Here is a 25,236-nt window from a genome sequence, read left to right on the forward strand (position 1 = left end):
CTGAAATCCTGAGGATGACTGACATGTTCCGCCTTGCACTTCTTGCCCTGCCCCTGCTGGCCGCCTGCGCCAGCACCCCGCCCGTTGATACGGCCCGACTGCCGCGCGATGCGACGATCGGCGCGGGGGACCCGGCCCGGGGTGCGGTGTTCAGCACCAACTCGGTCTTCTCCGAGCGTCATCCGGCGGCCGGCCGCCCCGCCGATGCCGCCCGCGCCATCGCCCAGATGGAATTCCTGGCGGTGGACCTGCCGCAGAACAACAACCTGACCGCCGCCTCCTCGACCCTGGTGCCCGACCTGGCGACGGCGCGGCGGGAATGGCGCGGCGTGCTGGACATCGCGCCCGACGCGCCGGCCCAGCCTGTGATCAATGCGCTGTTCGCGGCAAGCCGGGCGCTGGATGCCGGGCAGCCGGATGCCGCTGCCTCGGCCCTGCCCAGCACGCTCTTTCGCAAGGGCGGAACGGCGACGCTGACGCAACTGGCGGCGCTGCCGCGCATGCCCAGCACCGCCTCCGCCGCGGCCACGGCGCAGCAGAGCCTGCAGGCGGTGACGGGCGGGCGCCTCGCGCTGTGATCCGCCGCGCGCTCCTCGCCTTGCCGCTGCTGGCGGGTTGCGCGGGCGTGGCCGTGCCCGACCCCGTGCGGCTGCCGCGTGATTCGGTGGATGGCGCGGGTGATCCGACGCGGGCCGCCGTCTCGCGTTCGGCCTATGCCTTTGCCGATCAGACGAGGCTGCGCGGCCAGCCGGGCGACATGGCGCGTGCCATCGCGGATATGGAGTTCCTGGCAGCGGCCCTGCCGTTCGACCCGCGCTTTCAGCAGCGCGACCCGCTGCTGCCCTGGCAATTGGCCCAGGCGCGGGCCGAGTGGCGGGCGGCGCTGGGCATCGAGCCAGCCCAGCCGGCGCAGCCCGTGATTGACAGCCTCTACGCGGTGGCCCGCGCCTCTGCCCAGGGCCAGATGGTCGCCTTGCCGGCCGGTCTGTTCACGCCGGATGGCGCGGCGGGCACGGCGCGGCTCGGCGCCATGCCGCCCTTGCCGCAGACCGCGCGCGCCGCCTCCGCCGCCGCGCGCCTGCAGGCCGAGGCGCAGTTCCCCGTCGGGCGGTGGCGGCGGTGAGGGCCTGGATGTTTCTCGCCCTGCTGGCCGTTGGCTGCGCGGAATTGACCACGCCGCCGCGGGCCGAGCCGCCGGTGGAGCTGGCCGGCCGCATCGCGGCGCAGCCCTTGCCGCTGATCCTGAACGCGGCCGTGCTGGATTTCGATGGCGCCGGCGCCGCGTTGAATGGCCGCCCGGCGGCCACCGCACTCGCCGTGGCGCGGCTCGAATGGATGGGTGCTGAGTTCCGCCCCGGCGGGCGCCTCGCGCAGCTGCCCAACTCCTTCATGTTCGGCACGCAGCGCGCGGTCGCCGAAGGGCGCAATGCGCTCGGGATTGCCCCGGATGCCAGGCCGGAAGCCGCCCTCGCCGCGTTGCTCACCGCCTATCGCGCGCTGCGGCGGGGCGATGAGGTGGCGGCGCAGGCGGCACTCTCCGGCCCGGTCTTCACCGGGCAGGGGCGTCCTGTCCTCAGCCGCCTGCGTGAGCCCGGGGCTTTTCCGGATGCGGCGCTGGCCACCGTCGCCGTGCGCGACGAAGCGGCGCTGCTGGTGGTCGAAGGCCGGCCCGACAACCGGATCGGCTTCGATGTCCCCGCCTTTGGCGCCAGCTCGATGAGCCTGGGTTTTGAGACCGGCTACTGATGCCGCGCGGTCAGTCGTTGACCATCACGCGGACGTAGCTGCCCGGCGCGTTTTCGATCGGCGTCAGCTTGCCGTCGCCCGGTTGGCGGGCCGGGACCATGGTGCGGTCCAGCGCCGTGATCCAGCGGTGCCAGTCCGGCCACCAGCTGCCGGCCAGCTCCGTCGCGCCGGCGAACCATTCATCCGGGCTCGCGGGCAGGTTTTCATTGACCCAATGGCTGTACTTGCCGGAATCGGGCGGATTCACCACGCCGGCGATATGGCCCGAGGCCGCCAGCACGAAGCGCACCGGCCCGCTATAGAGCTGCGTGCCGCGATAGGTGCTTTTCCAAGGCGCGATGTGATCCTCACGCGTGGAAATCAGATAGCTCGGCACCTTGATCTTGCGCAGGTCGATCTTGGTGTTGAGCAATTCGATGGCACCCTGCTTACACAGGTCATTCTGCTGGTACATCCGGCGCAGATAGAAGCTGTGCATGCGGGCCGGCATGCGGGTGCTGTCATCATTCCAGTAGAGCAGGTCGAACGGGAAGGGGTCCTGGCCGAGCAGGTAGTTGTTCACGACAAAGGACCAGATCAGGTCATTGGCGCGCAGCATGTTGAAGGTCGTCGCCATTTCCCGGCCGTCGAGGAAACCGCGCTTGCCCATCTTCTCCTCGAGTGCCTTCAGCTGCTCCTCATCGATGAAGACGCCGAGTTCGCCCGCTTCCTCGAAATCGGTCATGGTCACGAAATAGGTGGCGGATTTGATGCGGTTGTCCCGCTTGGTCGCCATATAGGCGAGGGTGGTGGCCAGCAGCGTGCCGCCCAGGCAATAGCCGATGGCGTTGACCTCACGCACGCCCGTCGCCTGCTCGATGGCGTCCAGCGCCGCCAGCACGCCCTCCTGCATGTAGTCGTCGAAGCCCTTTTCGGCGAGCGCCTCATCGGGGTTCACCCAGCTCGCCACGAAGACGGTATGGCCCTGGTCCACCGCCCAGCGGATGAAGCTGTTCTTGGGCCGCAGATCCAGGATGTAGAACTTGTTGATCCAGGGCGGGAAGATCACGAGCGGGCGCTTCAGCACCTTCTCGGTGGTCGGGTTGTACTGGATCAGCTGCATCAGCGGCGTCTGGAACACCACCTTGCCGGGGGTGACGGCGATGTTCTCGCCCACCTTGAACTTGCTGTCATCGGTCATTCGGATGCGCAGCTTGCCCTTGCCGCGCTCCAGGTCGAACAGCAGGTTGGACAGGCCCTTGAGCAGGTTCGAGCCCCCGGTCTCGGCGGTCTTGCGCAGGACTTCGGGGTTGGTCATGACGAAATTGGCCGGGCTCATCGCATCCACGAATTGCCGCGTGTAGAAATCCACCTTCTGCGTTGTCTTCGCATCAAGCCCATCCGCGCTGTTCACCGCGGAGGTGAAGTAGCGGGCGGACAGCAGGTAGGACTGGCGGATGAAGTCGAAGACCTCATTCTCGCGCCAGGCGTCATCCTTGAAGCGTCGGTCGCCTTTGGGTTCCTCGATGACGGCATTCACATTCTCGCCCATCATGCGCCGGGCGGTGTTGGACCAGAGGGTGAGGTAGTCCTGCCAGAAGCCCATCTGCGCCTGGACCAGCCGGGCCGGGTTGGTCATCAGCTTGGTGGTCATTTCCATGAAGGCGCCGCCGATATTCAGCGGGTCCGGATTACCGGTGCCATCGGATTGGCGCTTCAGGAAATCCTGCACGATGCGCTGGCCGCGCTCGGCCACCTCGGCCATCGTCCGTGAGACCAGCGCGGGATCGGGCATCTGGAATTCGGGCGGCTTGCCGCCTGAGGATTCGGTCATCTGGTGCTCATTCCCGCCCGGTCAGTGGAGTTGTCGTCGCGCATGCTTGGGTTGCGCGCAATGGGGCGCGCGCAACGTCTCACTTCGCGGCCGGGCCCGGAGGCGCTATGGATCGAACGAGCCCAAAGGGACGCCGCGTGACGCCAAAGCCTGCAACCTTCGCCCAGCATGCCCCCAAGGGTAGAGGCCGCTTGCCGCTGCGGCAAGCGCGCCTGCTCGCCTGGCTGGCGCCGCTGCTGCTTTCCGCCTGCGCCGTGCCGGGCCAGATCAACCTGCGCCTGATCGGGCGGGACATCTCGGGTGCTGCCGCCGAGTCCCGCCTGCCGCCGCCGGGGATGGACCGCCCCTCGCCCAACCTCGCCTCGGTGCCGCCGATCCCTGAGCGGCCGGACCCGGCCGTACGGCTGGCGATCACCACGCGCCTGCAGGGCCAGCGGGATGCGCTGAACGAGCCGCTGCCCGACCGCCGCGCGGATTCGACGCTGACGGAGGGTGCCGCCGGTGGCGTGCTGCCCATCCCGGCCGGGCCGCCACGCCCCGTCGCCCTGGCCCGCGCGCCTGCGATTCCCTGGACCACGGCGGCCCCGCCAGCCGCGCCGAGGGGCATGGGCCCGCGCCCGGCCGCCGCCCCCGAACCGCCGCTGGATGAATGGATCACCCCCGGCGCGGTGCCCGATCTGCCATCCCCCGAATTGCTGGCGCCCGCACCGCCGCTGCCGCCGCGGCGATGATGCCAGGTCCCGCCGCCGCGCTTTTGCCGCCTGCGCGGGACTGATCTAAACACCCCCCATTCGACTGTTCCGGGAGGGCCATCATGGCCGAAGAATTCCACCGCATCCGCCGCCTGCCGCCCTATGTCTTCGCCGAGGTGAACTCCGCCAAGGCGAAGGCCCGCGCGAATGCCGAGGACATCGTGGATCTCGGCATGGGCAATCCCGACAGCCCGACGCCACCGCATATCGTCGCCAAGATGATCGAGGCGGTGCAGGACCCGCGCACCCATCGCTACTCCATGTCAAAGGGGATTCCCGGGCTGCGCAAGGCGCTGGCGGGCTATTACGCCAACCGCTTCGGCGTGAAGCTGGACCCGGAGACGGAGGTGGTGGCCACACTCGGCTCGAAGGAGGGGCTGGCCAATCTGGCGCAGGCGATCTCCTCGCCGGGGGATACCATCCTGGTGCCCAATCCCTCCTACCCGATCCATCAATTCGGCTTCATCATCGCCGGCGCCTCGGCCCGCTTCATCCCCTACACGCCGGATGATGCGATGCTGGAGGCGATCGTGCGCGCGGTGAAGCATTCCGTGCCGAAGCCCACCGCCCTCATCGTGAACTTCCCGTCCAACCCGACGGCGCTGCTCGCCACGCGCGAATTCTACAAGGAGCTGGTGAAGATCGCGCTGCAGCATGACCTGTTCATCCTGAGCGACCTTGCCTATGCCGAGCTCTACTTCAACCCGGCCAACCCACCGCCCTCCGTGCTGGAAATTCCGGGGGCGATGGATTGCACGGTGGAATTCACCAGCCTTTCCAAGACCTACAACATGCCGGGCTGGCGCATGGGCTTCGCCGCCGGCAACCCAAGGCTGATCGGCGCGCTGGCGCGAGTGAAATCCTACCTGGATTACGGCGCCTTCGCCCCCATCCAGATTGCCGCGGCGGCTGCCCTGAATGGCCCGCAGGATTGCGTGGCCGAGATGCGCGCCCTCTACAAGGACCGGCGCGATGTGCTGGTGAAGGGGCTGCACCAGGCCGGCTGGGATGTGCCGCCGCCCGAGGGCTCGATGTTCCTCTGGGCGCCGATCCCGGACAAGTTCCGCCATCTGGGTTCCGTCGGTTTCTCCAAGCTTCTGCTGGAAAAGGCCAAGGTCGCCGTGGCACCCGGCATCGGCTTTGGCGAGCATGGCGATGGCCATGTGCGCATCGCCCTGGTCGAGAACAACCACCGCATCCGCCAGGCCCTGCGCGGCATTCGCGGCTTCCTCCAAGGCGACAATGTCGCCCCCACCGAGGAAGTGCAGGCGGTATGAGCGTGCCGATGAAACTCGGCGTGGCCGGCCTGGGCACCGTGGGTGCCGGCCTGATCAACCTGTTGCGCGCCAATGCCGATCTCATCGCGGCGCGCGCCGGGCAGCGCATTGAGGTGGTGGCCGTCTCGGCACGGGATCGCGGCCGGGATCGCGGCGTGGATGTCGCGGGGCTGCGCTGGCACGAGGATGCGGTGGCCCTGGCCGCCGACCCCGAGGTCGAGGTGGTGGTCGAGCTGATCGGCGGTTCCGAGGGGCCGGCGCGGTCGCTGGTGGAAGCCGCCCTTGAGGCCGGCAAGCCGGTCGTCACCGCCAACAAGGCGTTGCTGGCCACGCATGGCGCCGCACTGGCACAACTCTCCGAGGCGCGTGGCGTGCCGCTCGCCTATGAGGCGGCGGTGGCTGGCGGCATCCCGGCCATCAAGGCCCTGCGCGAGGGGCTGGCCGGCAACCGGATCAGCCGCGTCGCCGGCATCCTGAACGGCACCTGCAACTACATCCTGACCGAGATGCGCGTGAAGGGCCTGCCCTTCGCGACCGTGCTCAAGACCGCGCAGGAACTGGGCTATGCCGAGGCCGACCCGGCCTTTGACATTGATGGCGTGGATGCGGCGCACAAGCTTGCCATCCTGGCCGCGCTGGCCTTCGGCCATCAGGTGGATCTCAAGGCGCTGCATATCGAGGGCATCCGCAATGTCTCGGCCCTCGATATCGCGCTGGCCGGGGAGCTCGGCTATCGCATCAAGCTGCTGGGCATCGCCTCCCGCGATGAGCGTGGCGTGACCGCGCGCGTGCATCCCTGCATGGTGCCGGAGGCGAGCCCCATTGCCAGCGTGGATGGCGTCTTCAACGCCGTGATGGCCGAGGGCGATGCGGTGGGCCGCGTGGTGCTGCAAGGCCGCGGCGCCGGCGCCGGCCCGACCGCGAGTGCGGTGGTGGCCGATCTGATCGACATCGCGCGCGGGCGCTCGGCCCCGGTCTGGGGCGCGGCTTCCGCGACACTCGACACCACGCCCGGCCTGCCGATGGAGCGGCATCGCGGCGCCTACTACCTGCGGCTGATGGTGCTGGATCAGCCCGGCGTCATCGCCGATGTCACGGGCGCGCTGCGCGATGCGCGGATCAGCCTGGAATCCATGCTGCAACGCGGCCGCGCCCCGGGCGAGGCGGTGCCCGTCGTGCTCGTCACCCATGAATGCGAGGAGGCGGAGATGCAATCGGCGCTGGCCCGCATCGCCGCCCTGCCCAGCGTGGTGGAGCCGCCCGCCATGATCCGCATCGAGGTGCTGTGATGATCCGCCCGCTTCTGCTGCTGGCCGCGCTGATCCTGCCGCTCTCCGCCATGGCCCAGTCGGAGACGCGGCTGCGCGTTTCGGAGACCGGCAGCGTCGCGGTGCCGCCCGATGAGCTGATCGCCTCGCTGCGGATCGAGGCGCGCGCCGATACCGCGGCCGAGGCACAGGAACAGGTGAACCGCGCCATGGCCGCAGCCCTCACCGCCGCGCGGGCCGTGCCAGGTGCTCGCGTCACCAACGGCCAATACGCAGCCCGCACCGATCGCGACAAGCAGGAGGTCATCGCGCAGCAATCCCTGAACCTGCGCGGGCCGGAGGCGCTGGTGGCACTGGTCGGGCGGTTGCAGGCCGATGGACTGCTGCTGGACCAGATCAGCTGGCAACTCAGCCCCGCCGCCGCGCGCCAGGGCCGCGATGACGCGACCCGCGCGGCCATTCGCTCCGTGCAGGAGCGTGGGGCCGCCATCGCGCGGGACCTTGGCCTGCGCGTTTCCGCCATGCGGGACCTTTACGTGGAGGCAGCACCCGAGGGCCAGCCGATGATGATGTCGGCCCGGGCCGCGAGTGCGACCGCACCCAGCGTCACCGCCGAGGACATCACCGTCACCGCCCGTGTCACCGCGGATCTGCTGCTCCGCCGCTAGACTTGCCTGCGGGGCTGCTTCACGTCCCGACATGAAGTATGCCGGGACGATCAGCCCCGGCGAGAAAAAGGGAAACACCATGTCCGACACCAAGCCCGGCTCCGTCGCCGATCGCAATCTGGCCCTGGAACTGGTCCGCGTGACCGAGGCTGCGGCCCTGGCCGCCAGCTTCTGGGTCGGCAAGGGGGACAAGAACTCGGCCGATGGCGCCGCGGTGGAGGCCATGCGCCGCGCCTTTGACAGCGTCGCCATCCAGGGCACCGTGGTCATCGGCGAGGGCGAGATGGATGAGGCGCCCATGCTCTTCATCGGCGAGAAGGTTGGCCTCTACGCCAAGACCGGCGGCGGCGTGCTGGCCGATATCGCGGTGGACCCGCTGGAGGGCACGACGCTGACCGCCAAGGGCGGGCCGAACGCCATGGCGGTGGTTGCACTCGCCAATCGCGGCGGCTTCCTGCACGCGCCCGATTGCTACATGGACAAGATCGCGATCGGCCCGGGCTATCCCGATGGCATCGTGGATCTGGACCGCACGCCGGCGGAAAACCTGGAGGCGCTGGCCAAGGCCAAGGGCGTGCCCATCGGTGAACTCACCGTCTGCACGCTGGACCGGGACCGCCACAAGGACATCATCAAGGCATGCCGCGCCGCCGGTGCGCGCCTGATGCTGATCCCGGATGGCGATGTCTTCGGCGTCGTCGCCTGCGCGCAGCCCGAAACGGGCGTGGACATGTATCTGGGCTGGGGGGGCGCGCCCGAGGGCGTGCTGGCGGCGGCGGCGCTGCGCTGCATCGGCGGCCAGATGCAGGGCCGGCTGATCTTCGAGGATGAGGGCCAGGTGATCCGCGCCAAGGAAATGGGCATCGCCGATCCCAACCGCAAATACTCCCTGACCGACATGGCGAATGGCGAGGTGATGTTCGCGGCCACCGGCGTCACCAGCGGGCCGATGCTGCGCGGCGTGCGGCTGTTTCCTGGCGGCGCCGTCACGCATTCCATCGTGATGCGCAGCAAGTCGGGCACGGTGCGCTACGTCGAAGGGCGCCATAACTTCAAGTTGAAGCCGGTCTGATGGACGCCCTCTGAATGGAGACGGCGCTCGGCGTCGAGCGCAGCCTCACCGGGCGCCGCTGGATCTGGCGGCACAGCGAGCCCCGGATGGCGGCCGCCCTGTCGCAGCAGCTGGACCTGCCCGAGATTGTCGGCCGGCTGCTGGCCGCGCGCGGGCTCGATCCCGATTCCGCCGGCCTCTTTCTGGAGCCGACGCTCCGCGCCCTGCTGCCCGACCCCTCGGTGCTGCTGGAAATGGACCTGGCCGCCGCGCGCCTGGCCGATGCCGTGCAGCGGGCCGAGACCGTCGCCGTCTTCGCTGACTATGATGTGGATGGCGCCTGCTCGGGTGCCGTGATGGTGCAGGCGCTGCGGCATCTGGGCTGCACCGTCATCCCCTATGTGCCGGACCGCCTGGCCGAGGGCTATGGCCCCAATGGCCCGGCCATCGCGGGGCTGGTGGCGCGCGGCGCCACCCTCATCATCTGCGTGGATTGCGGCATCGCGGCGCATGAGGCGCTGGCCGGGGCCGGCGCCGAGATCGTCGTGCTGGACCATCACAAGGCGGATGGCCCGCCGCCGCGCGTGGTGGCGGCGGTGAACCCGAACCGGCTGGATTGCCCCTCGGGCCTGCGGCAGCTTTGCGCGGCGGGTGTGGCCTTCCTGGCCGCCATCGCCCTGCAGCGCGAATTGCGCCGGCGCGGCTTCTTCGCGACACGGCCCGAGCCTGACCTGCGCGAGATGCTCGACATGGTGGCGCTGGCCACGGTGTGTGACGTGGTGCCGCTGATCGGCGTCAACCGCGCCTTCGTGCAGCATGGCCTGCGCATTCTGGCGCGGCGGGAGCGTGCTGGCCTCGCGGCATTGATGGAGCTGAACGCGGTGCGCGATGCGCCCTCGGCCCATACGCTGGGCTTTGTGCTGGGGCCGCGCATCAATGCGGGGGGGCGGATTTCCATCCCCGATCTCGGCCTGCGGCTTTTGCTGGAAACGGACCCGATCGAGGCGCGCGGCATGGCCGAGCGGCTGGATGCGGTCAATCGCAAGCGCCAGGAGGTCGAGGCCGGGGTGCTGCATGCCGCCATGCTCCAGGCCGAGGCGCAGCAGGCCGCCGGGCATGCGGTATTCCTGTTGCAGGATGAGGGCTGGCACCCCGGCGTGGTCGGCATCGTCGCGGGGCGCGTGCGGGAGCGGTTCAACCGGCCCGCCTGCGTCGCGGGGTTCGAGAATGGCAAGGGCAAGGGCTCGGGACGCTCGGTCCCGGGGCTGGATCTGGGGGCGGCCATCATCGCGGCGCGGCAATCGGGCATGCTGATCGCCGGCGGCGGGCATGCCATGGCCGCGGGCTTCACCATCGAGGCGAGCCGCCTGCCGGAATTGCACGCGCATCTGAATGAACGCTTGGCTGCGGCCAGGGATTTGCCCGGCGCGGCCGACCAGGTGCTGGAAGGTGCGCTCACCGTGCGCGGCGCCACGGCGGAACTGGCGCAGGGCATCGGCCGCCTCGCCCCGTTTGGCGCCGGCAATGATGAGCCGGCCTTCGGCCTGACCCGCGCCCGCGTCGTGAAATCAAGCCGCGTCGGCAAGGAGGGGGCCACCATCCGCGCCTTCCTGGAGGGCGAGGATGGCGGGCGGCTCAAGGCCATCTGCTTCCGCGCCAAGGAAGGCCCGCTGGCCGAGGCCCTGCTGGCCCAGGGTGGCGCGCCGCTGATGCTGGCCGGGCATTTGCGGGCGGAAGTCTGGAATGAGCAGACCAGCGCCAGCTTCTTCGTGACGGATGCGGCGCGGCTCTGAGCCATGCGGCGGCGTTTTGCCTGCGGAGTGGTCACACGGCGGATGAAGGGGCAGGGATTGGCGCCATAAATCCCGCCGTCACGGAAAGATCATCCGCTAGGCTCCGGAAGATGCGTACCAATCCGCGCATTCAAGGAGCCCCACCCATGCATCGCCGTCTTCTCGCCACTGCCGCGGCCCTTGTGCTCGGCGCCATAGCCCTTCCGGCCGAAGCCCAGCAGCGCACGCGGCTGACGGTCTATACCGCGCTGGAGAACGAGCAGCTTGCCCCCTTCAAGACCGCCGCCGAGGCCGCGGTGCGCGATATCGAGATCGCCTGGGTGCGGGACAGCACCGGCGTCATCACCGCCCGCCTGCTGGCCGAGCGCGCCAATCCCCGCGCCGATGTGGTCTGGGGCCTCTCCGCCTTCTCGCTGCTGCAGATGGAGGCGCTCGACATGCTGGAGCCCTATACGCCGCGTGGCGCCGAGGCGCTGCGCCCCGCGATGCGCAGCGACCGCAGCCCGATGACCTGGACGGGCATGGATGCCTTCGTCTCCGCCATCTGCTTCAACACCGCCGTCGCGCGGCAGCGCAACCTCCCGCGCCCAGCCACATGGGCTGATCTGCTGAACCCCGCGCTGCGCGGCCAGGTGGTGATGCCCAACCCCGCATCCTCGGGCACGGGCTTCCTGACCATCGCCGGCTGGATCGGCGCGATGGGCGAGGACCGCGCCTGGCAATTCATGACCAGCCTGCATGAGAATGTGCAGGTCTACACGCATTCCGGCTCGGCCCCCTGCAACAACGCGGCGCGCGGCGAATATGGCGCGGGGCTCTCCTTCGACATGCGCGCCGTGACCCTGCGCAACCAGGGCGCGCCGATTGACATCATCGTGCCGACGGATGGCGTGGGCTTTGACCTGGAGGCCACCGCCATCCTGCGCGGCACCCGCAACCTCGCGGCGGCGCAGCGCCTCGCGGATTTCGCGGTCAGCCGGCCGGCGATGGAAGTCTACGGCCGCTTCTACGCCCTGCTCGCGCTGCCTGGTGTCACGCCGAGCGTGCAGGGCTATCCGGCCGATTTCGAGCAGCGGCTGGTCAATGTGAATTTCCGCGAGATGGGCGCGCAGCGGGAGCGCATCCTGGCGGAATGGACCCGCCGCTTCGACAATAAATCCGCCCCGCGGAACTGAGCCCGGGGGATGTTGCAGCAGCGCGATGCCTTCCTGAAGGTGGTGGGGCTTGGCCGCGATTTCGGCCGCTTCACCGCCATGCAGGATATCGAGCTTGAGGTGGCGCAGGGCGAGTTCCTGTGCCTGCTGGGCCCTTCGGGCTGCGGCAAGACCACCTTGCTGCGCAGCATCGCGGGCCTCGACCAGCCCAGCCGTGGCCGGATTTTCCAGGCCGGCCAGGACATCACCCGGCTGCCGCCCGCGCAGCGCGATTTCGGGATCGTGTTCCAGTCCTATGCGCTGTTCCCCAACATGACGGTCGCGGCCAATATCGGCTACGGGCTGCGCGGCCCGGCCTGGCCGCGCGCGCGCGCGGCGGAGCGCGTGGCGGAGCTTCTGGCCATGGTCGGCCTGACGCCCCAGGCCGAGCGGTTTCCGGCGCAAATCTCGGGCGGGCAACAGCAGCGCGTGGCCCTCGCCCGCGCCCTGGCGAATGAGCCGGGGCTGCTGCTGCTGGATGAGCCGCTTTCGGCGCTGGATGCCATTGTGCGGCTGCACCTGCGGCAGGAATTGCGCTCGGTGCAGCGGCGCCTGGGCGTCACCACCGTCATGGTCACGCATGACCAGGAGGAGGCGCTGAGCCTCGCGGATCGCGTGGCCGTGATGGATCGCGGCCGCGTCATGCAGGTGGGCACCCCGCAGGAGGTTTACGCGACACCCGCCAATCCTTTCGTAGCGGGCTTCGTGGGGCGCAGCGCCAGCTTCGCGGCGGTGGCGGCACCGGGTGGCCTGCGCCTCGCGGCGGGCATGGTCCTGCCTGCCCACGCCGCGCATGGCCTGGCCGAGGGTGCGCCGCTGCGCGTCTTCATCCGCCCGGAGGATGTGTCCCTGGGTGGGGAGGGCGCGCTGATGGCGGAACTGCGCGCCATCGAATTCCTCGGCTCGGTTTGCCGCCTTGAATTGCACACAGCGGGGCTGGATCTCCAGGCGGAGATCGCCCCGCGGGACCTGCATGGCCTGGCTGTGGGGGACCAGCTGCCCGTCACGCTGCCCGCCGACAAGCTGATGGTCTTCGCCGAGGATGTCTGACGCCCTGCGGGCCGGCGCGGCCCCCCGCGTGAGCGAGGCCGCGATCCTGCGCGCGGGCCTGTGGCTGGCGGCCGCGCTGCTGGCCATCGGCCTGGTTCTGCCGCTCGCCATGCTGCTGGCCCGCGCCTTCATGGGCACGCAGGATGAGTTTGTCGGCCTCGCGCATTTCATCGCCTATGTCAGGACGCCTTCGCTCTTCGTCTCCGCCTGGAACAGCGTCTGGACGGCGGCGCTGACCACGGTGATCGTGGTGCCGCTGGCCTTTTCCTTCGCCTATGGGCTGGCGCGGTCCTGCATGCCGGCGCGCGGGCTGTTTCGCGCGGTGATGCTGATCCCCATCCTCGCGCCCTCGCTGCTGCCCGCCTTGTCGCTGATCTACCTGTTCGGCAATCAGGGGCTGTTGCGCTTCCTGATGCCAGAGGGCTCCAGCATCTACGGCGCGCCCGGCATCGTCATGGCGCAGGTGATTTACACCTTCCCGCATGCGGCCATCATCCTTGCCGTGGCGCTTGGCATGGCGGATGCGCGGTTGTTCGAAGCGGCGCAGACGCTGAAGGCGGGCCATGCGCGCATCTTCCGCGACGTGACGCTGCCGGCCGCGCGCTATGGCCTGGTCTCGGCGGCGGTCGTGGTCTTCACCCTGGTGATGACGGATTTCGGCATCCCCAAGGTCATTGGCGGCCAATTCCCGGTGCTGGCAACCGATGTGTACAAGCAGGTGATCGGCCAGCAGAATTTCTCGATGGGGGCGGTGGTCGCCATCGTGCTGCTGCTGCCCGCGCTGTTTTCCTTCTTCGCCGAACGCTGGGCGCAGCGCATGCAATCGGGCGCGATTTCGGGGCGGGCGGTGCTGTACGTCGCGCGGCCGCGCCTCGCGCGCGATGGCCCGCTATTCGCGCTGTGCCTCGTGATTGCGGCGGTGCTGATCGGCATTGTCGCGATGGCCGTCTGGGGCTCGCTGATCCGCTTCTGGCCCTACAACATGACGCTGACCTGGGCGAATTACGACTTCGCCCGGTTTGATTCGGAGGGCTGGGGGTCGCTCACCACCTCGCTCGCCATGGCGGGGCTGGCGGCGGTGTTCGGCACGCCGGTCGTCTTCATCACGGCCTATCTGCTGGAGCGTGGGGCGGCGGGTGGCGCGGTCTCGGGCTTTGTGCGCATCGCCGCCATCGCGCCGCTGGCGGTGCCGGGGCTGGTACTCGGCCTCGCTTACATCCTGTTCTTCAACCACCCGGCCAATCCGCTGGGGTTTCTCTACGGCACGCTCGCCATCCTGGTGTTGAATTGCGTGGTGCATTTCTACACGGTCGCGCACCTCACGGCCGTCACCGCCATCCGGCAACTGGATCCGGAATTCGAGGCGGTGGGGGCCAGCTTGCGGGTGCCGCGCTGGATCACCTTCGGCCGTGTCGTGGTGCCGATCAGCCTGCCGGCCATCCTGGAGATCGGCGTCTATATCTTCGTGAACGCGATGACGACCGTCTCGGCCGTGGTGTTCCTCTATGGGCCGGGCAGCAAGCCCGCCTCGGTCGCGGTGGTGCAGATGGATGAGGCGGGGCAGGTGGCGGCGGCGGCGGCGATGGCCTGCGTGATCCTTGGCATCACAGCTTCGGTGAAGCTGGCGCAGATCGGGCTGGTGCGGGTGGTGAGCCGCAAGGTGGGCTGGCGGGCACGCGGGTAGGGCAGACGCCGCGCCTGAGATGCGCACGGCGCCAAGATTCTTCGTGCGGGGCTGGAGCGGGCCCTGATAACCTCCCCGAAACGGGAGATGAAACGATGATCCAACGCCGCGCGCTCTTGGCCGCCCCCACGCTTTTGGCGGCACCCGCCATCGCCCAGCCCGCCTGGCCCAACCGGCCGGTGCGCGTCATCGTCGCCTTCCCGCCCGGCGGCTCGCTCGATGTGATGACGCGGCTGACCTGCGAGGTGATGACCCAGCGCCTGGGCCAGAGCTTCGTGGTGGAAACCCGCAGCGGCGCCTCGGGCAATATCGGCACCGAGGCGTTGGCGCGGGCCACGCCGGATGGCTACACCATCGGCACGGTCAGCATGCACAATGTCGTGATCAACCCGATGCTGTTCACGCGACTGCCCTTCGACCCCGAGCGTGATTTCCAATGGATCAGCGCCATGTGGGACCTGCCCAATGTGGCCGTGGTGCCGGCGCAATATGTGCCGGCGCGCAGCATCGCGGAGTTCCTGGCCTGGGCGCGGGAGCGCCCGCAGGGGATCAGCTATGGCTCCTCCGGCGTGGGGACGACCATCCATCTCTCGGGCGCCTATCTGCTCAACCGGGGCGGCATCCAGGCGACGCATGTGGCCTTCCGGGGGGCGGCGCAGACCATTCCGGCCATGCTCTCCGGCGATATCCAGATCGCGGTGGACAACCTCGCGAGCTACGGGCCGGTGATCCAGGAGGGGCGCATCCGCGCCCTGGCCGTGACCATGCCGGAACGCTGGCCGACCCTGCCCGATGTACCGACCATGGCCGAGGCGGGGCTGGATAACTTCAACGTCAGCCCCTGGCATCTCTGGGCCGCGCCCATGGGCACGCCGCGTGCGGTGGTGGACAAGCTCAGCCAGGAAATCCGCACCGCCTTCGCGGACCCGGCCTTGCAGCAGCGGGCCATCGCCATCGGCACCCGGCTGACCGGCTCAACCCCCGAGGCCGCGGCGGAGCGCTTGCAGCGGGAAAAGCCGCGCTGGGCCGAGATGGTGCGGATTTCGGGCGCGACACCGGAGTAGCGCGCCGCCCGGCTTACGTGTCCGCGCCGCCCCGATAGGCCAGCCGCGCCATCTCGATCTGCGCCAATTTGGCGTGGAAGGCGCCCCAGTCATCGCTCTCGGCGATCGGCGCCCAGAGGGCTTCCACCTCCTCGATCAGCAGCGTCGCGGGGCCAGGGCCTTCAAAATGCGGGTGATCGCCGGCGGCGCGTTCGTAACCGGCCAGGGCCGCACGCACCGGCGCCCAGGCGGCATGCGGATAGTCCCGGATGCGCCCGCCGCGCCAGTCGAAGAAAGCGCGCTCGAAGGGCGCTTCGCTCTCCAGCAGCGCGGTGAAGAACAGGCCGGAGAGTGCCGCATCCCGCTCCGCCTCGATGGGCTTCAGGCCCAGCCGCCACAGCACGCAGCGCGCGAACTCAGCCTGCACCAGGCCGCCGAAGCCATGCAGGGATTCCTCCAGCCGGGCCTTGAGGTCCGTCTCGCCCGCCAGCGGCAAGAGGCAGCCGCCCAGGCGCGCCAGGTTCCACAGCAGCGTCTCGGGCTGGCGGCCAAAGGCGTAGAGGCTGCCATAATCGAAATAGGCGGCCGTGAATTTCGGGTCGTAGGTCGGCAGGAAGCGCCAGGGGCCGTAGTCGAAGCTCTCGCCGGTGATGTTGATGTTGTCGGTGTTCAGCACGCCATGCACGAAGCCGGCCGCCATCCATTGCGCGCCCATCCGCGCCACGCGGCGGCAGACTTCGGCGAAGAACAGCGCCGCGCGCTCGGGCTCGGCCTCGGCTGTGGCTTCGGGGATGTAGTGCCGCACCGCATGGGCCAGCAGCGCGCTGATCGCGGCCGCATCGCCCAGATAGGCGAAGCGCTGGAACGTCCCGATGCGGATGTGGGAATGGCTGAGGCGGACCAGCACCGCGGAACGCGTGGGGGAGGGTTCGTCATTGCGCTGCAGATCCTCGCCCGTCTCGATCAGGGAGAAGCTTTTCGAGGTGTTGACGCCCAAGGCCTCCAGCAGCCGCGTCGCCAGGATTTCACGCACGCCGCCCTTCAGCGTGAGGCGCCCATCGGCGGTGCGGGACCAGGGCGTCTGGCCGCTGCCCTTGGTGCCGAAATCCAGCAGGCGGCCATCCTCAAGGTCATGCATCTGGGCAAAGAGGAAGCCGCGCCCATCGCCCAGATCAGGGTTGTAGTGGCGGAATTGATGGCCGTGGTAGCGCAGCGCGAGGGGCTGCTCGAAGCTGCCGGGCAGGGGCTCGAGCCGGCCGAAATGGGCGATCCATTCGGCATCGCTCAGCCCATCCAGCCCGACCCGCGCGGCCCAGCGCTGCTCCCGGTGGCGCAGGATGTGCTGCGGGAAGCGGGCTGCCTCCACCACATCGAAGAATTCCCCGCCAAGTGCTGCGTGGGTGCGGGCGGGGCGGAATCCGGGGCTGATGGGCATGCGGGCAGTTATCGCAGAACTGGGGTTATGGGTAAGCTCTCCTCGAACACGGGAGGTCTCCATGGCGCTGCAACACATCATCGGGCTGGATCACGTCGTTGTCTCGGTGCGGGACCTGGATGCGGCGGCCGCCGCCTGGCGGGCGCTGGGCTTCACCGTCTCGCCGCGCGGCACGCATAGCCCGCATATGGGCTCGGCCAACTACACCATCATGTTCGGTGAGGATTACCTGGAGCTGCTCGGCGTGCTGGCACCGACCGAGCACAACGCCCCCATGCGCGAATGGCTGGCCACGCAGGAGGGGATCGAGCGCGCGGCCTTCACGGCGCTGGATGCGGCGGCGGGGGTGGCGGAATTGCAGGCGCGCGGCATCGCAGCCCTGGGCCCCATCGCGTTTGGCCGGCCGGTGGAATTGCCGGGCGGGGCCATGGCGGAGGCGCGCTTCAACGTGATGCGCTGGCCGGTGGGGCTGCGGCCGGGCGGTTTGCGCATCTTCGCCTGCCAGCATCTGACGCGGGAGAATGTCTGGGTGCCCGCGTTGCAGCAGCACGCGAATGGCGCCGCCCGCATCCTGCGCCTCGAAATGCTGACGGCCGATCCGGCCGCCGCCGCCGCCGAGATGGGCGCGCTGCTGGATCAATCCCCGCGGCAGGATGTGGATGGCGGCTGGGTGGTGCCAACGGGGCCAGGCCGGGCCGATCTGGTGTTTCTGGACCGCGCCATCCTCGCCCTGCGCCATCCGGGGATTTCGCTGGAGGGGCTGCCGGCCGAGGGTGCTGCGGCCCTGGTGCTCGGCACGCGGGATTATGCGGGTGCCGCGCGGGCGCTGGGTGTCTCGGTGGACGGCACCGTCGCGACGCGCGCCACGGGCGTGTTGCTTCGCTTCCTCGCCGTTTAGCGGCCCCTCGCCGACACGGGGATCGGGGCAAAGAGGCCCTGAAAGGGTCGCCCAGGCTCCAGCCGCCTATCCCCGTGAGGACCGCGCACCGACGCGCGGCGCGGTGCCTCAGGTGTCGGCGTTCGCAGCATGGCGATGCGCCGGGCGCCTCAATCCGGGGATCTGAAACGCGCGCTGATCTCCTCATCCCAGCGGCGCAACATGTAGGCGAGGGAAAGCGGCGAAAGGGGCGGGGCAAGTGGCCGCCTGGCGATCCGTTCGGCGGTCGCCGGCGGCAAGAGCTGGTTCCAGGCTGCGCGTTCCGTCGTGCTCAGCACGCCATCCGCCACAACGGCCAATTCAGGAACGCTGCCGGGCAGCAGGCCACGCCCGAAGCCATTCAGCTGGACCTCCGGTTGGAACAAATACTCGGCCAGTGCCGCAACCACGGGAAGCCGTTCGGGTGGGACATGCCGGGGCACCGCGAGAAACAGGCCGAGCGGCAACAGCGGTCCGTCTTCGAACAATTCGAAGCGGGTATCCTCCGGCAGCAGGCCCGTCGTGCGCTCGCGCAGGAAGGTGGACAGCAGGGCGGGCAGCATGTCGCAGCCCTCTTCGGCCATTTCCTCCAGCGCCGCCGTGGCCGAGGTGGGGTAATAGGGCACATGGCGGCCGAGTTCGGCCAGAAAGCCCCAAGTATGCTCCCAGCCCTTCTGCGGATCGCCCGGGTCCATGTCGCCCAGCAGATAGGGCAGGGCCGAGATGAATTGCAGCCCCAGCAGGGATTGCGCCGGGCGGGGGTAGAGGAAGCGTCCCGGGTTCTGCCGCGCATATTCCAGCAGGTTGGGGGCCGTGCGCGGCGGGTTGGGCAGCGCGGCGCTGCGGTGCAGCAGCAAAGGTCCACCCGGGGCGGCCGCCACCACCACGGCGATGTCCTGGGCCAGCGGCGCCAGAAGCTCGGCACTGCGGCTCCCCAGCGGCCCGCCCACCCGGCGGAGGGGGGCGGGGAGCGGCTGCCAGAGCTCCCGCGTCGCGCCGATGACCAGGCCTGCCGTATCCGTCAGCACCGCATCGGCGATGGGCTGGCCGGCGCGAACGACCTCGGCGAAGGGGCCGCCGATCCAGGCCGGCTCGGCCCGCAGGATATCCACTTGGCGGATCAGCTCCGGTTTCGCCGCGGCAAAGCCGGCCACCAGGGGGGCCATGCGCGGCAGACTCTCCCCTGCCACCACCACGCGCAGCGCAAGCGGCAAGTCCTGCCCGCGCGCAATGCGGGGGCAGGCGAGGGGCAAAGCCAGAACGGCCCGGCGGGAGAGGAGCATCACGGCGCCCCCTGCGCGAACACCACCCGTGACGTGCCGCGAATGCCGGACGGATTGCGAAAGGGCGGGCGGGAGTAGCTTGGGGGCGGCGATGCGCTCGCTTCGCGTTCCGGCCGTGCGAAGATCCGCGCCAGGAAAGCCCGCCCTTGTTCGATGAAGCCGGGGTCCGGCGGGGATTCTGGAATGGGGATCGGCGGAGTCAGCGCGGGCGCCTCCAGCGGCATGGTTGTGGCGATCCGCGTCTGCAGCACCAGTGCCGCGCCGAAGTAGTCCGGCGCCTGGGCCACGCGAACCGCGGGCAGCCCGTCCTCGCCCGCACGCAGCCGGGCGAGGGCCTGCACTGCCTGGATGCCCGCATGGCCGCGATAGGGCGCGATCTCGCCAGTGCGCAAATCCACCCAGGCTGGCGGGTGGAAGGCGTGGCTGGGGGAGTCCCAGAACAGCCGCGCCGCCGTCAGCGTCGGCCCATCCAAGTGCTGCCAGGCCAGGTTGAGGGGGATGCGCAGCGCATCCCAGGAAAACCGCCCCGGCCAGTTGAGGGCTGGCGACGGCCGGCCACCCCCCACGGGGATCAGCATCCAGTCCGGCGGCAGGCGCCAGCGGCCATAACTGGCCCAGAGCAGGATGCCCAGCGCATCACGCTCCAGCAACGCCCAGCGCGGATCGGGTGCCACGCGGGACAGCGCCCGCAAGGCCGGAAAGGCATAGTAGGAGAGGTTGATCGTCACGCCCTCGCGCGAGGTAAAGCCGCGCGTGCCGGGAAGCAGAAGCTGCCGCCCTTCGAATTCGCGCACGCAGCAGCGCAGCACGCCGCGCGCGATGCGCTCGGCCGCCGCGCGGTATTCGGGCACCTGCCAACGCTCGGCCGCGCGCAGCAGCGCCCAGGCGATGAAGATATCGCCATCGGTCGCGTTGTTCTGATCCGCCACGGGGATCTCGCGATGCGGGTCGTAGCGCCAGGCATGCAGCCCATCGCCCGGCCGGGCGAGGTTCTCCCGGGTCCAGTTCCAGATCGCTTCGAAACGCGGGCGATCATTGAAATGGACGGCGAAGAACAGGCCATAGCCCTGACCCTCGCTGTGCGAGATGCCGCCATTGGCGGTGTCAATCACCCGGCCATCCTCCAGCACATAGCGGCGGATGAAACTCGTCCATTCCGAGGCGGGCGTGGCGGTGGAGGAGGCGATCGCGGAGAGAGGTGGGGCTAAGCCGGCCAGCAAGACCAGCACACACCAGAACAACCCCAGGCTTCCTGGGTGCAACCGATCATGGACGGGGCGGGGCAGCCTGACCATGCGGGGGACTATGCGTCCGGCATGGAGTTGCGACCTAGTTCATTCTGAAAACCGAATGAAAATGTAACCTCGACCCCATGAGTCCGACCGGCAGCCGAGGTGACATGCCGCGGCCCGCCGCCTCAGCGCGGCCGACGAAACCGCGCGCCAATCTGCTCATCCCAGCGCCGCATCATGTAGGCCAGCCGGTCCGGGGAAAGCGGTGGAACCAGCGGCGCCCCGGCGATACTCCCGGCAGTCACCGGCGGCAGAAGGGTGTCCCAGGCGGCGCGCTCGATGGGGCTCAACATGCCATCGGCGGCCACGCTCAATTCGGCCGCGGCACCGGGCAGCAGGCCGCGCCCGAAGCCCTGCCTCTGGATCTCGGGCCGCAGCAGAAAATCGGCGAGGCTACTGATCGCGGGCAGCAAGGTCACAGAAACCCGCTGTGGCACGGCCAGGAACAGACCGAGCGGGATCAAGGGGCCATTGTCGAACAGGGTGAATCGCACCTGCTCCGGCAGGCCGCCATTGGCGCGCTCCCGCAGATAGGTGGTGAGCAGGGCGGGCAGCAGCTCGCAGCGGCCACTGGCCAATTCCTCGACGGCAGCGGCGCTGGAGCTGGCGTAGAAGCTGACATGCTCGCCCAGCTCCTCCAGATAGGCCCAGCTGCGTGCCCAGCCGCGGGCCGGGTCGGCCGGGTCGGTATCGCCGAGCAGATGCGGCAGGGCCGAGATGAATTGCAGCCCCAATTGGGACTCGCCGGGCCTGGCATAGAGGAAGCGGCGCGGCCGCTCGCGCGCGAAATCGAGCAGCGCGGCGGCGGTCCGGGGCACGGCGGGCAGATCATGCAGGCTGTGCAGCAGCAGCGGCCCGCCGGGTGCCGCCGAAACCACCGTCGCGATCTCCCCCGCGAGGGGGGACATCAGCCCGTTGCGCCGCGCCACCTCCGCCCCGCCCAGCGCGCGCATATCGGCGGGAAGGTTCTGCCAGAGCTGCTGGGCCGCGCCGAGCACCAGCCCGACATTGTCGGTCAGCACGGCATCCGTCAGGGCGCGGCCGGCCTGCTGCTCGGTCGCGAAGGCGCCGGCGATCCAGCCGGCCTGCGCCCCCTGGACCGAGAATTCGCCCACCATCCGGGGGCTTTGCCGCGCGAAATCGCGCAGCACAGCCAGCAGCGGTTCGGGGCTGTCAGCGGCCACGACGACACGCAGCGCGGGGGGGGGCGGCTGGGCGCGCAGGGCGACGGGACAGCCAAGCCCGGCGGCGAGGAGCGCCCGGCGGGAGAATCCGTTCATCGGCGGCTCCGATCCACAAGTTCTGGCGGCGTGGCGCGCGGGCCACCGGGCACCAGGAAGGCCGGGCGGGCCCAATTGGGTTCGGCGGGCTCTGTCGGCAGGGGGCGCAGCCGCCAGGGAATGACCGGCAGGCCGATGCCAAAGGCACGGCGCTCGGGCGGTGGCGCGGGCGGGGGGAGCGGCAGCGGGATGAAGGCTGGCGCCTCGGGCGGGGTCGCGGCCGCGATGCGCGCCTGCAGGATCAGCGCGGCGCCGTAGTAATCCGGCGCATCGGCGACCAGCGGCGGCGCTACGCTGCCATCCCCCGCCCGCGCACGGGCCAGGCCATAGATGGCTTGCACCCCGGCATGGGCGGTGTAGGGCGCTACGCGGTCACTGCGCAGATCTACCCAGGCGGGGATTCGGCCGTTGAAGGCCGGGTCGCTCCAGAAGCGGCGCGCGGCGTCCAGCGTCGGCTCCTCCGGATGGGTCCAGGCCAGGTTGAGCGCGATCCGGATCGCATCCCAGGAGAAGCGCGTGGGCCGGCCAACCGCCAGGGTCGGCCCCGAGCCGGGTGAGGCGGGCAGGAAAAGCCAGTCCGGCGGAAGGCGCCAGCGGCCGAATTCCGCCTGGCGCATCAGCGCCAGGGCGTCACGCTCCAGCGCCGCCCAATCCGGATCGGGCACCGCGCGGGACAAGGCGCGGATGGCGCCGAAGGCGTAGTAGGAGAGGTTGACGATCACGCCCTCCGACTCGCGAAACCCGGCCGCGCCGGGCAGCAGCAGCCGGCGGCCCTGGCTTTCCACCACGCAGCAGCGCAGCAGATCCCGCCCCATGCGCGTGGCCCGGGCCCGGTATTCCGGCACCTCCCAACGCTCCGCCGCGCGCAGCAGCGCCCAGGCAATATAGAGATCGCCATCCGTCGCATTGTTGGAATCGGGCGGGAAGCGGTGATGCGGATCGAAGCGCCACATGAAGAGGCTGTCCTCCGACCGGGAGAGATTGGCCCGCGTCCATTCCCAGATGAGTTCGAAGCGCCGGCGGTCGCCGAAATGCGCGGCGAAGAACATGCCATAGCCCTGGCCCTCGCTATGCGAGATGCCGGCATTGGCGGTGTCAATCACGCGCCCATCGGCGCCGAGATAGCGGCTGGTGAAGGCCTGCCATTCGGAGAGCGGCGGCGCGGTGAAGGCAGCCCACGCCATGCCTGGCCCCGCGAGCAGCCCCAGGCAGACGAAGGCATACCACAGCAAGGCGCGATGGCGCATCGGACCTCCCTGCCGCCATTCCGACAGCCCGAAACTGAAAGCTAGCACGTCTCAGGATTTGCATGATTGCGATAACGCAACGCCCTGTGCCGGATTTCCCGCCATTTTGCAGCCCGTGGCGTCCCGGCGCGCTTCGGGCGTGCGCCGCGCCTCCCGCGGGAAAAGGTGAGCATGGCCTGCGAAACCACCCCAACTGATCCGCGAATCGCGCCGGGTCCTGTCCTTTGGCTGCTGGGGCCGGCTGGCTCCGGCCAGGCCAGCATCGTCGCCGCCCGGAGCTGCGGCAAGACCTCGACAGTGCCACCGACACGGCGGAGATGTTGGAATGGCCGCCCGAGGCGCCCCGCCTGCGCTTCCTGGTGACCACCGGCCTGAATGGCGAAACCCTCTATGACCCGGCCCAGGATATCGCCTTCATCGGCGCGGCACCGGCTCTGGTGCTGGCCGTGCTGCGGGCTGATGAGCCGAACCGAGGGCTACCTGACCAGCCAGCGCATCCGCAAGCGGATCGAGGAGGTCTTCGGCTGGATCAGGCGATCGGCCGGGCTGCGCCGGAGCAGGCACCGAGGGATCGGGCGGCCAGGTGCGAGATCTTCGCTGGCCGTCACCGCCTGCAAGCTGATCCGGCGGGCTTTCGGCGGAGTGCGTCGTCATGGCGCAAAGCAGGGGCGGGTTGCTGCGCTTCCTCGCCGTGGAACAATTGACGCGGCCCGGGCACCGCCCCCATGCTGCGTTGCACCCAAACCAGGAAGATGCGCATGGACCTCTCCCGCCGCGCCGCGATGCTGACCTCGGCCGCCATCGCCGCCAGTGTGAACTTCCCCGAGGCCGCCCTGGCCCAGGAAACGCCACGCCGGGGCGGCACCATGACGGTGCATTTCGCCACCGAGCAGCGCATCCTGAACCCGAGCCTGCAGGCTTCCACCGGCGTCTATATCGTTGGCGGAAAGATCCAGGAGCCGCTGGTGGATCTGAACGCGCAAGGCGTGCCCTCGCCCTGCCTGGCGACCGCCTGGGAATCCACGCCCGATGGCAAGACCATCACCTTCCGCCTGCGCCAGGGTGTCACCTGGCATGATGGGCGGCCCTTCACCTCGGCGGATGTGCAATTCACCGCGATGGAGATGTGGAAGAAGATCCTGAACTACGGCACCGCACTCCAGCAATTCCTGGAAGCGGTCGAGACGCCGGATGCGCATACGGCGGTGTTCAAATACTCGCAGCCCATGCCGCTGAACCTGCTGCTGCGCGCCCTGCCGGACCTCGGCTACATCTCGGCCAAGCATGTCTATGAAGGCACGGATATCCGGCAGAACCCCGCCAATACCGCGCCGATGGGCACGGGGCCGTTCAAATTCGTGCAGTATGAGCGCGGGCAATTCATCATCGCCGAGCGCAACCCGAATTACTGGCGCGAAAACCTGCCCTACCTTGACCGCGTGGTGTGGCGCGTGATCACCGACCGTTCGGCGGCGGCGGCGCAGATGGAAGCGGGGCAGATCCTCTACAGCCCGTTTTCGTCGCTGGCGTTGGCGGATTTGACGCGTCTCGGCCGCGATCCGCGCTTCGAGGTGACGACGCGCGGCAATGAGGGCAATGCGCGCACCAACACGCTGGAATTCAATCAGCGCAACCCGATCCTCGCCGATCTGCGCGTGCGCCGGGCGCTGGCGCATGCGCTGAACATTCCCTTCTTCATCGAGAATTTCCTCGGCGATTACGCGAAGCTGGGCACCGGGCCGATCCCCTCAACCTCCGCGGATTTCTACCCGACGGGCATGCCGCAATACGGCTTCGACCGCGCCGCCGCGAACCGGCTGCTGGATGAGGCCGGGCACCGGCGCGGGGCAGGGGGTGTGCGCTTCACGCTGCGTCTGAACCCCGCACCCTGGGGCGAGGATATCGCCCTCTTCACCACCTTCATCCAGCAGAGCCTGCAGGAGGTTGGCGTGCGGGTGGAAGTGGTGCGGCTGGATGCGGCCGGCTTCCTGCGCACCGTCTACAACGACCACAACTTCGATCTCGCCACGGGCTGGCATCAGTATCGCAATGATCCGGCAGTCTCGACCACGGTCTGGTATCGCTCGGGCTCGCCGCGCGGGGCACCCTGGACCAACCAGTTCGGTGTCACGGATGCCGAATTGGATACCATCATCGACAGCGCGGCGACGGAGCTCGATCCGGTTCGCCGCAAGGCGCGCTATGCGGATTTCGTGCGCCGCGCCAACACTGAACTGATGCTCTGGATGCCGATCGAGCAGATCTTCCTCTCGGCCTTCAGCCGCCGCCTGCGCAATCATGCCAATACGCCGCGCTGGGGCTCTTCCTCCTGGCATGATCTCTGGCTGGCCAATTGAGGGTGCGGGGGCGTCATCAATCGGGGTTTGCCGGGCCACTGCACCTGACGCCGGGTTGTCCGGCGTCAGGGTCGGGCCGGTAGGCTCG

General features: G+C 69.4%; 22 protein-coding genes. 16 read left to right on the plus strand and 6 right to left on the minus strand.

Annotation, left to right across the window (positions count from 1 at the left end; all coding sequences use genetic code 11):
- The first annotated feature begins 23 nt into the window (after positions 1–23).
- The 3 genes from LHU95_RS07780 to LHU95_RS07790 are packed head-to-tail and all read left to right on the plus strand — an operon-like array spanning position 24 to position 1,746.
- Complete coding sequence (locus LHU95_RS07780; RefSeq protein WP_248710799.1) at positions 24–578, plus strand: hypothetical protein; 555 nt, start codon at positions 24–26, stop codon at positions 576–578.
- Positions 575–1,123 carry a hypothetical protein gene (locus tag LHU95_RS07785; protein ID WP_248710800.1) on the plus strand — a complete coding sequence of 183 codons (549 nt, stop codon included), beginning with the start codon at positions 575–577 and terminating at the stop codon, positions 1,121–1,123. Before LHU95_RS07780 ends, LHU95_RS07785 begins: the two co-directional genes overlap by 4 nt.
- A gap of 8 nt (positions 1,124–1,131) precedes the next feature.
- Positions 1,132–1,746, plus strand: a complete 615-nt coding sequence (locus LHU95_RS07790) for a hypothetical protein (protein ID WP_248710801.1) — start codon at positions 1,132–1,134, stop codon at positions 1,744–1,746.
- Positions 1,747–1,756: 10 nt separating this feature from the next.
- On the opposite strand, the gene phaC is transcribed toward LHU95_RS07790, so the two are convergent.
- Positions 1,757–3,559 (minus strand): class I poly(R)-hydroxyalkanoic acid synthase, encoded by a 1,803-nt coding sequence (gene phaC, locus LHU95_RS07795; protein ID WP_248710802.1) that lies wholly within the window; start codon positions 3,557–3,559, stop codon positions 1,757–1,759.
- A 191-nt stretch (positions 3,560–3,750) separates the two neighbouring features.
- On the opposite strand from phaC, the gene LHU95_RS07800 reads away from it, so the two are divergent.
- From LHU95_RS07800 to LHU95_RS07845, 10 genes are all read left to right on the plus strand, one after another.
- A complete protein-coding gene (locus tag LHU95_RS07800; RefSeq protein ID WP_248710803.1) occupies positions 3,751–4,290 on the plus strand; it encodes a hypothetical protein in 540 nt (179 codons plus the stop codon).
- Positions 4,291–4,373: 83 nt separating this feature from the next.
- Positions 4,374–5,588, plus strand: coding sequence for an LL-diaminopimelate aminotransferase (locus LHU95_RS07805; protein WP_248710804.1), 1,215 nt, complete (start codon positions 4,374–4,376; stop codon positions 5,586–5,588).
- Positions 5,585–6,877 carry a homoserine dehydrogenase gene (locus LHU95_RS07810; RefSeq protein ID WP_248710805.1) on the plus strand — a complete coding sequence of 431 codons (1,293 nt, stop codon included), beginning with the start codon at positions 5,585–5,587 and terminating at the stop codon, positions 6,875–6,877. Before LHU95_RS07805 ends, LHU95_RS07810 begins: the two co-directional genes overlap by 4 nt.
- The gene (locus LHU95_RS07815; RefSeq protein WP_248710806.1) at positions 6,877–7,524 is read left to right on the plus strand and encodes an SIMPL domain-containing protein; all 648 of its coding nucleotides are present in this window, start codon (positions 6,877–6,879) and stop codon (positions 7,522–7,524) included. The genes LHU95_RS07810 and LHU95_RS07815 overlap by 1 nt, the downstream gene beginning before the upstream one ends.
- Positions 7,525–7,603: 79 nt before the next feature.
- On the plus strand, positions 7,604–8,596 hold the full coding sequence (glpX, locus tag LHU95_RS07820) for a class II fructose-bisphosphatase (RefSeq protein WP_248710807.1): 993 nt from the start codon (positions 7,604–7,606) through the stop codon (positions 8,594–8,596).
- 14 nt (positions 8,597–8,610) lie between these two features.
- Positions 8,611–10,368 carry a single-stranded-DNA-specific exonuclease RecJ gene (gene recJ, locus LHU95_RS07825; protein ID WP_248710808.1) on the plus strand — a complete coding sequence of 586 codons (1,758 nt, stop codon included), beginning with the start codon at positions 8,611–8,613 and terminating at the stop codon, positions 10,366–10,368.
- Positions 10,369–10,514: 146 nt separating this feature from the next.
- Positions 10,515–11,543: a putative 2-aminoethylphosphonate ABC transporter substrate-binding protein gene (locus LHU95_RS07830; RefSeq protein WP_248710809.1), complete on the plus strand. Its 1,029-nt coding sequence runs from the start codon at positions 10,515–10,517 to the stop codon at positions 11,541–11,543.
- 9 nt (positions 11,544–11,552) lie between these two features.
- Positions 11,553–12,611, plus strand: coding sequence for an ATP-binding cassette domain-containing protein (locus LHU95_RS07835; RefSeq protein WP_248710810.1), 1,059 nt, complete (start codon positions 11,553–11,555; stop codon positions 12,609–12,611).
- A complete protein-coding gene (locus LHU95_RS07840) occupies positions 12,604–14,295 on the plus strand; it encodes a putative 2-aminoethylphosphonate ABC transporter permease subunit (protein ID WP_248710811.1) in 1,692 nt (563 codons plus the stop codon). The genes LHU95_RS07835 and LHU95_RS07840 overlap by 8 nt, the downstream gene beginning before the upstream one ends.
- A 95-nt stretch (positions 14,296–14,390) precedes the next feature.
- Positions 14,391–15,359, plus strand: coding sequence for a tripartite tricarboxylate transporter substrate binding protein (locus LHU95_RS07845; protein ID WP_248710812.1), 969 nt, complete (start codon positions 14,391–14,393; stop codon positions 15,357–15,359).
- A 13-nt stretch (positions 15,360–15,372) separates the two neighbouring features.
- Here the strand turns inward: LHU95_RS07845 and LHU95_RS07850 are convergent, their stop codons facing one another.
- The gene (locus LHU95_RS07850) at positions 15,373–16,773 is read right to left on the minus strand and encodes a protein adenylyltransferase SelO (protein ID WP_248710813.1); all 1,401 of its coding nucleotides are present in this window, start codon (positions 16,771–16,773) and stop codon (positions 15,373–15,375) included.
- 61 nt (positions 16,774–16,834) lie between these two features.
- On the opposite strand from LHU95_RS07850, the gene LHU95_RS07855 reads away from it, so the two are divergent.
- Positions 16,835–17,671 (plus strand): VOC family protein, encoded by an 837-nt coding sequence (locus LHU95_RS07855; protein WP_248710814.1) that lies wholly within the window; start codon positions 16,835–16,837, stop codon positions 17,669–17,671.
- Positions 17,672–17,820: 149 nt separating this feature from the next.
- On the opposite strand, the gene LHU95_RS07860 is transcribed toward LHU95_RS07855, so the two are convergent.
- The 4 genes from LHU95_RS07860 to LHU95_RS07875 form a co-directional block, all read right to left on the minus strand.
- Positions 17,821–18,972: a hypothetical protein gene (locus LHU95_RS07860; RefSeq protein ID WP_248710815.1), complete on the minus strand. Its 1,152-nt coding sequence runs from the start codon at positions 18,970–18,972 to the stop codon at positions 17,821–17,823.
- Positions 18,972–20,213, minus strand: coding sequence for a glycosyl hydrolase family 8 (locus LHU95_RS07865; protein ID WP_248710816.1), 1,242 nt, complete (start codon positions 20,211–20,213; stop codon positions 18,972–18,974). Before LHU95_RS07865 ends, LHU95_RS07860 begins: the two co-directional genes overlap by 1 nt.
- 176 nt (positions 20,214–20,389) lie before the next feature.
- Positions 20,390–21,544, minus strand: coding sequence for a hypothetical protein (locus tag LHU95_RS07870; RefSeq protein ID WP_248710817.1), 1,155 nt, complete (start codon positions 21,542–21,544; stop codon positions 20,390–20,392).
- Complete coding sequence (locus tag LHU95_RS07875) at positions 21,541–22,791, minus strand: glycosyl hydrolase family 8 (protein ID WP_248710818.1); 1,251 nt, start codon at positions 22,789–22,791, stop codon at positions 21,541–21,543. The genes LHU95_RS07870 and LHU95_RS07875 overlap by 4 nt, the downstream gene beginning before the upstream one ends.
- A gap of 317 nt (positions 22,792–23,108) precedes the next feature.
- On the opposite strand from LHU95_RS07875, the gene LHU95_RS07880 reads away from it, so the two are divergent.
- Both LHU95_RS07880 and LHU95_RS07885 read left to right on the plus strand, forming a co-directional pair.
- Complete coding sequence (locus LHU95_RS07880) at positions 23,109–23,495, plus strand: hypothetical protein (RefSeq protein ID WP_248711640.1); 387 nt, start codon at positions 23,109–23,111, stop codon at positions 23,493–23,495.
- 54 nt (positions 23,496–23,549) lie between these two features.
- Positions 23,550–25,148, plus strand: coding sequence for an ABC transporter substrate-binding protein (locus LHU95_RS07885; protein ID WP_248710819.1), 1,599 nt, complete (start codon positions 23,550–23,552; stop codon positions 25,146–25,148).
- Positions 25,149–25,236: the final 88 nt, after the last annotated feature.

It is taken from the genome of Sediminicoccus sp. KRV36 (genome assembly GCF_023243115.1).
Lineage (GTDB): Bacteria > Pseudomonadota > Alphaproteobacteria > Acetobacterales > Acetobacteraceae > Roseococcus.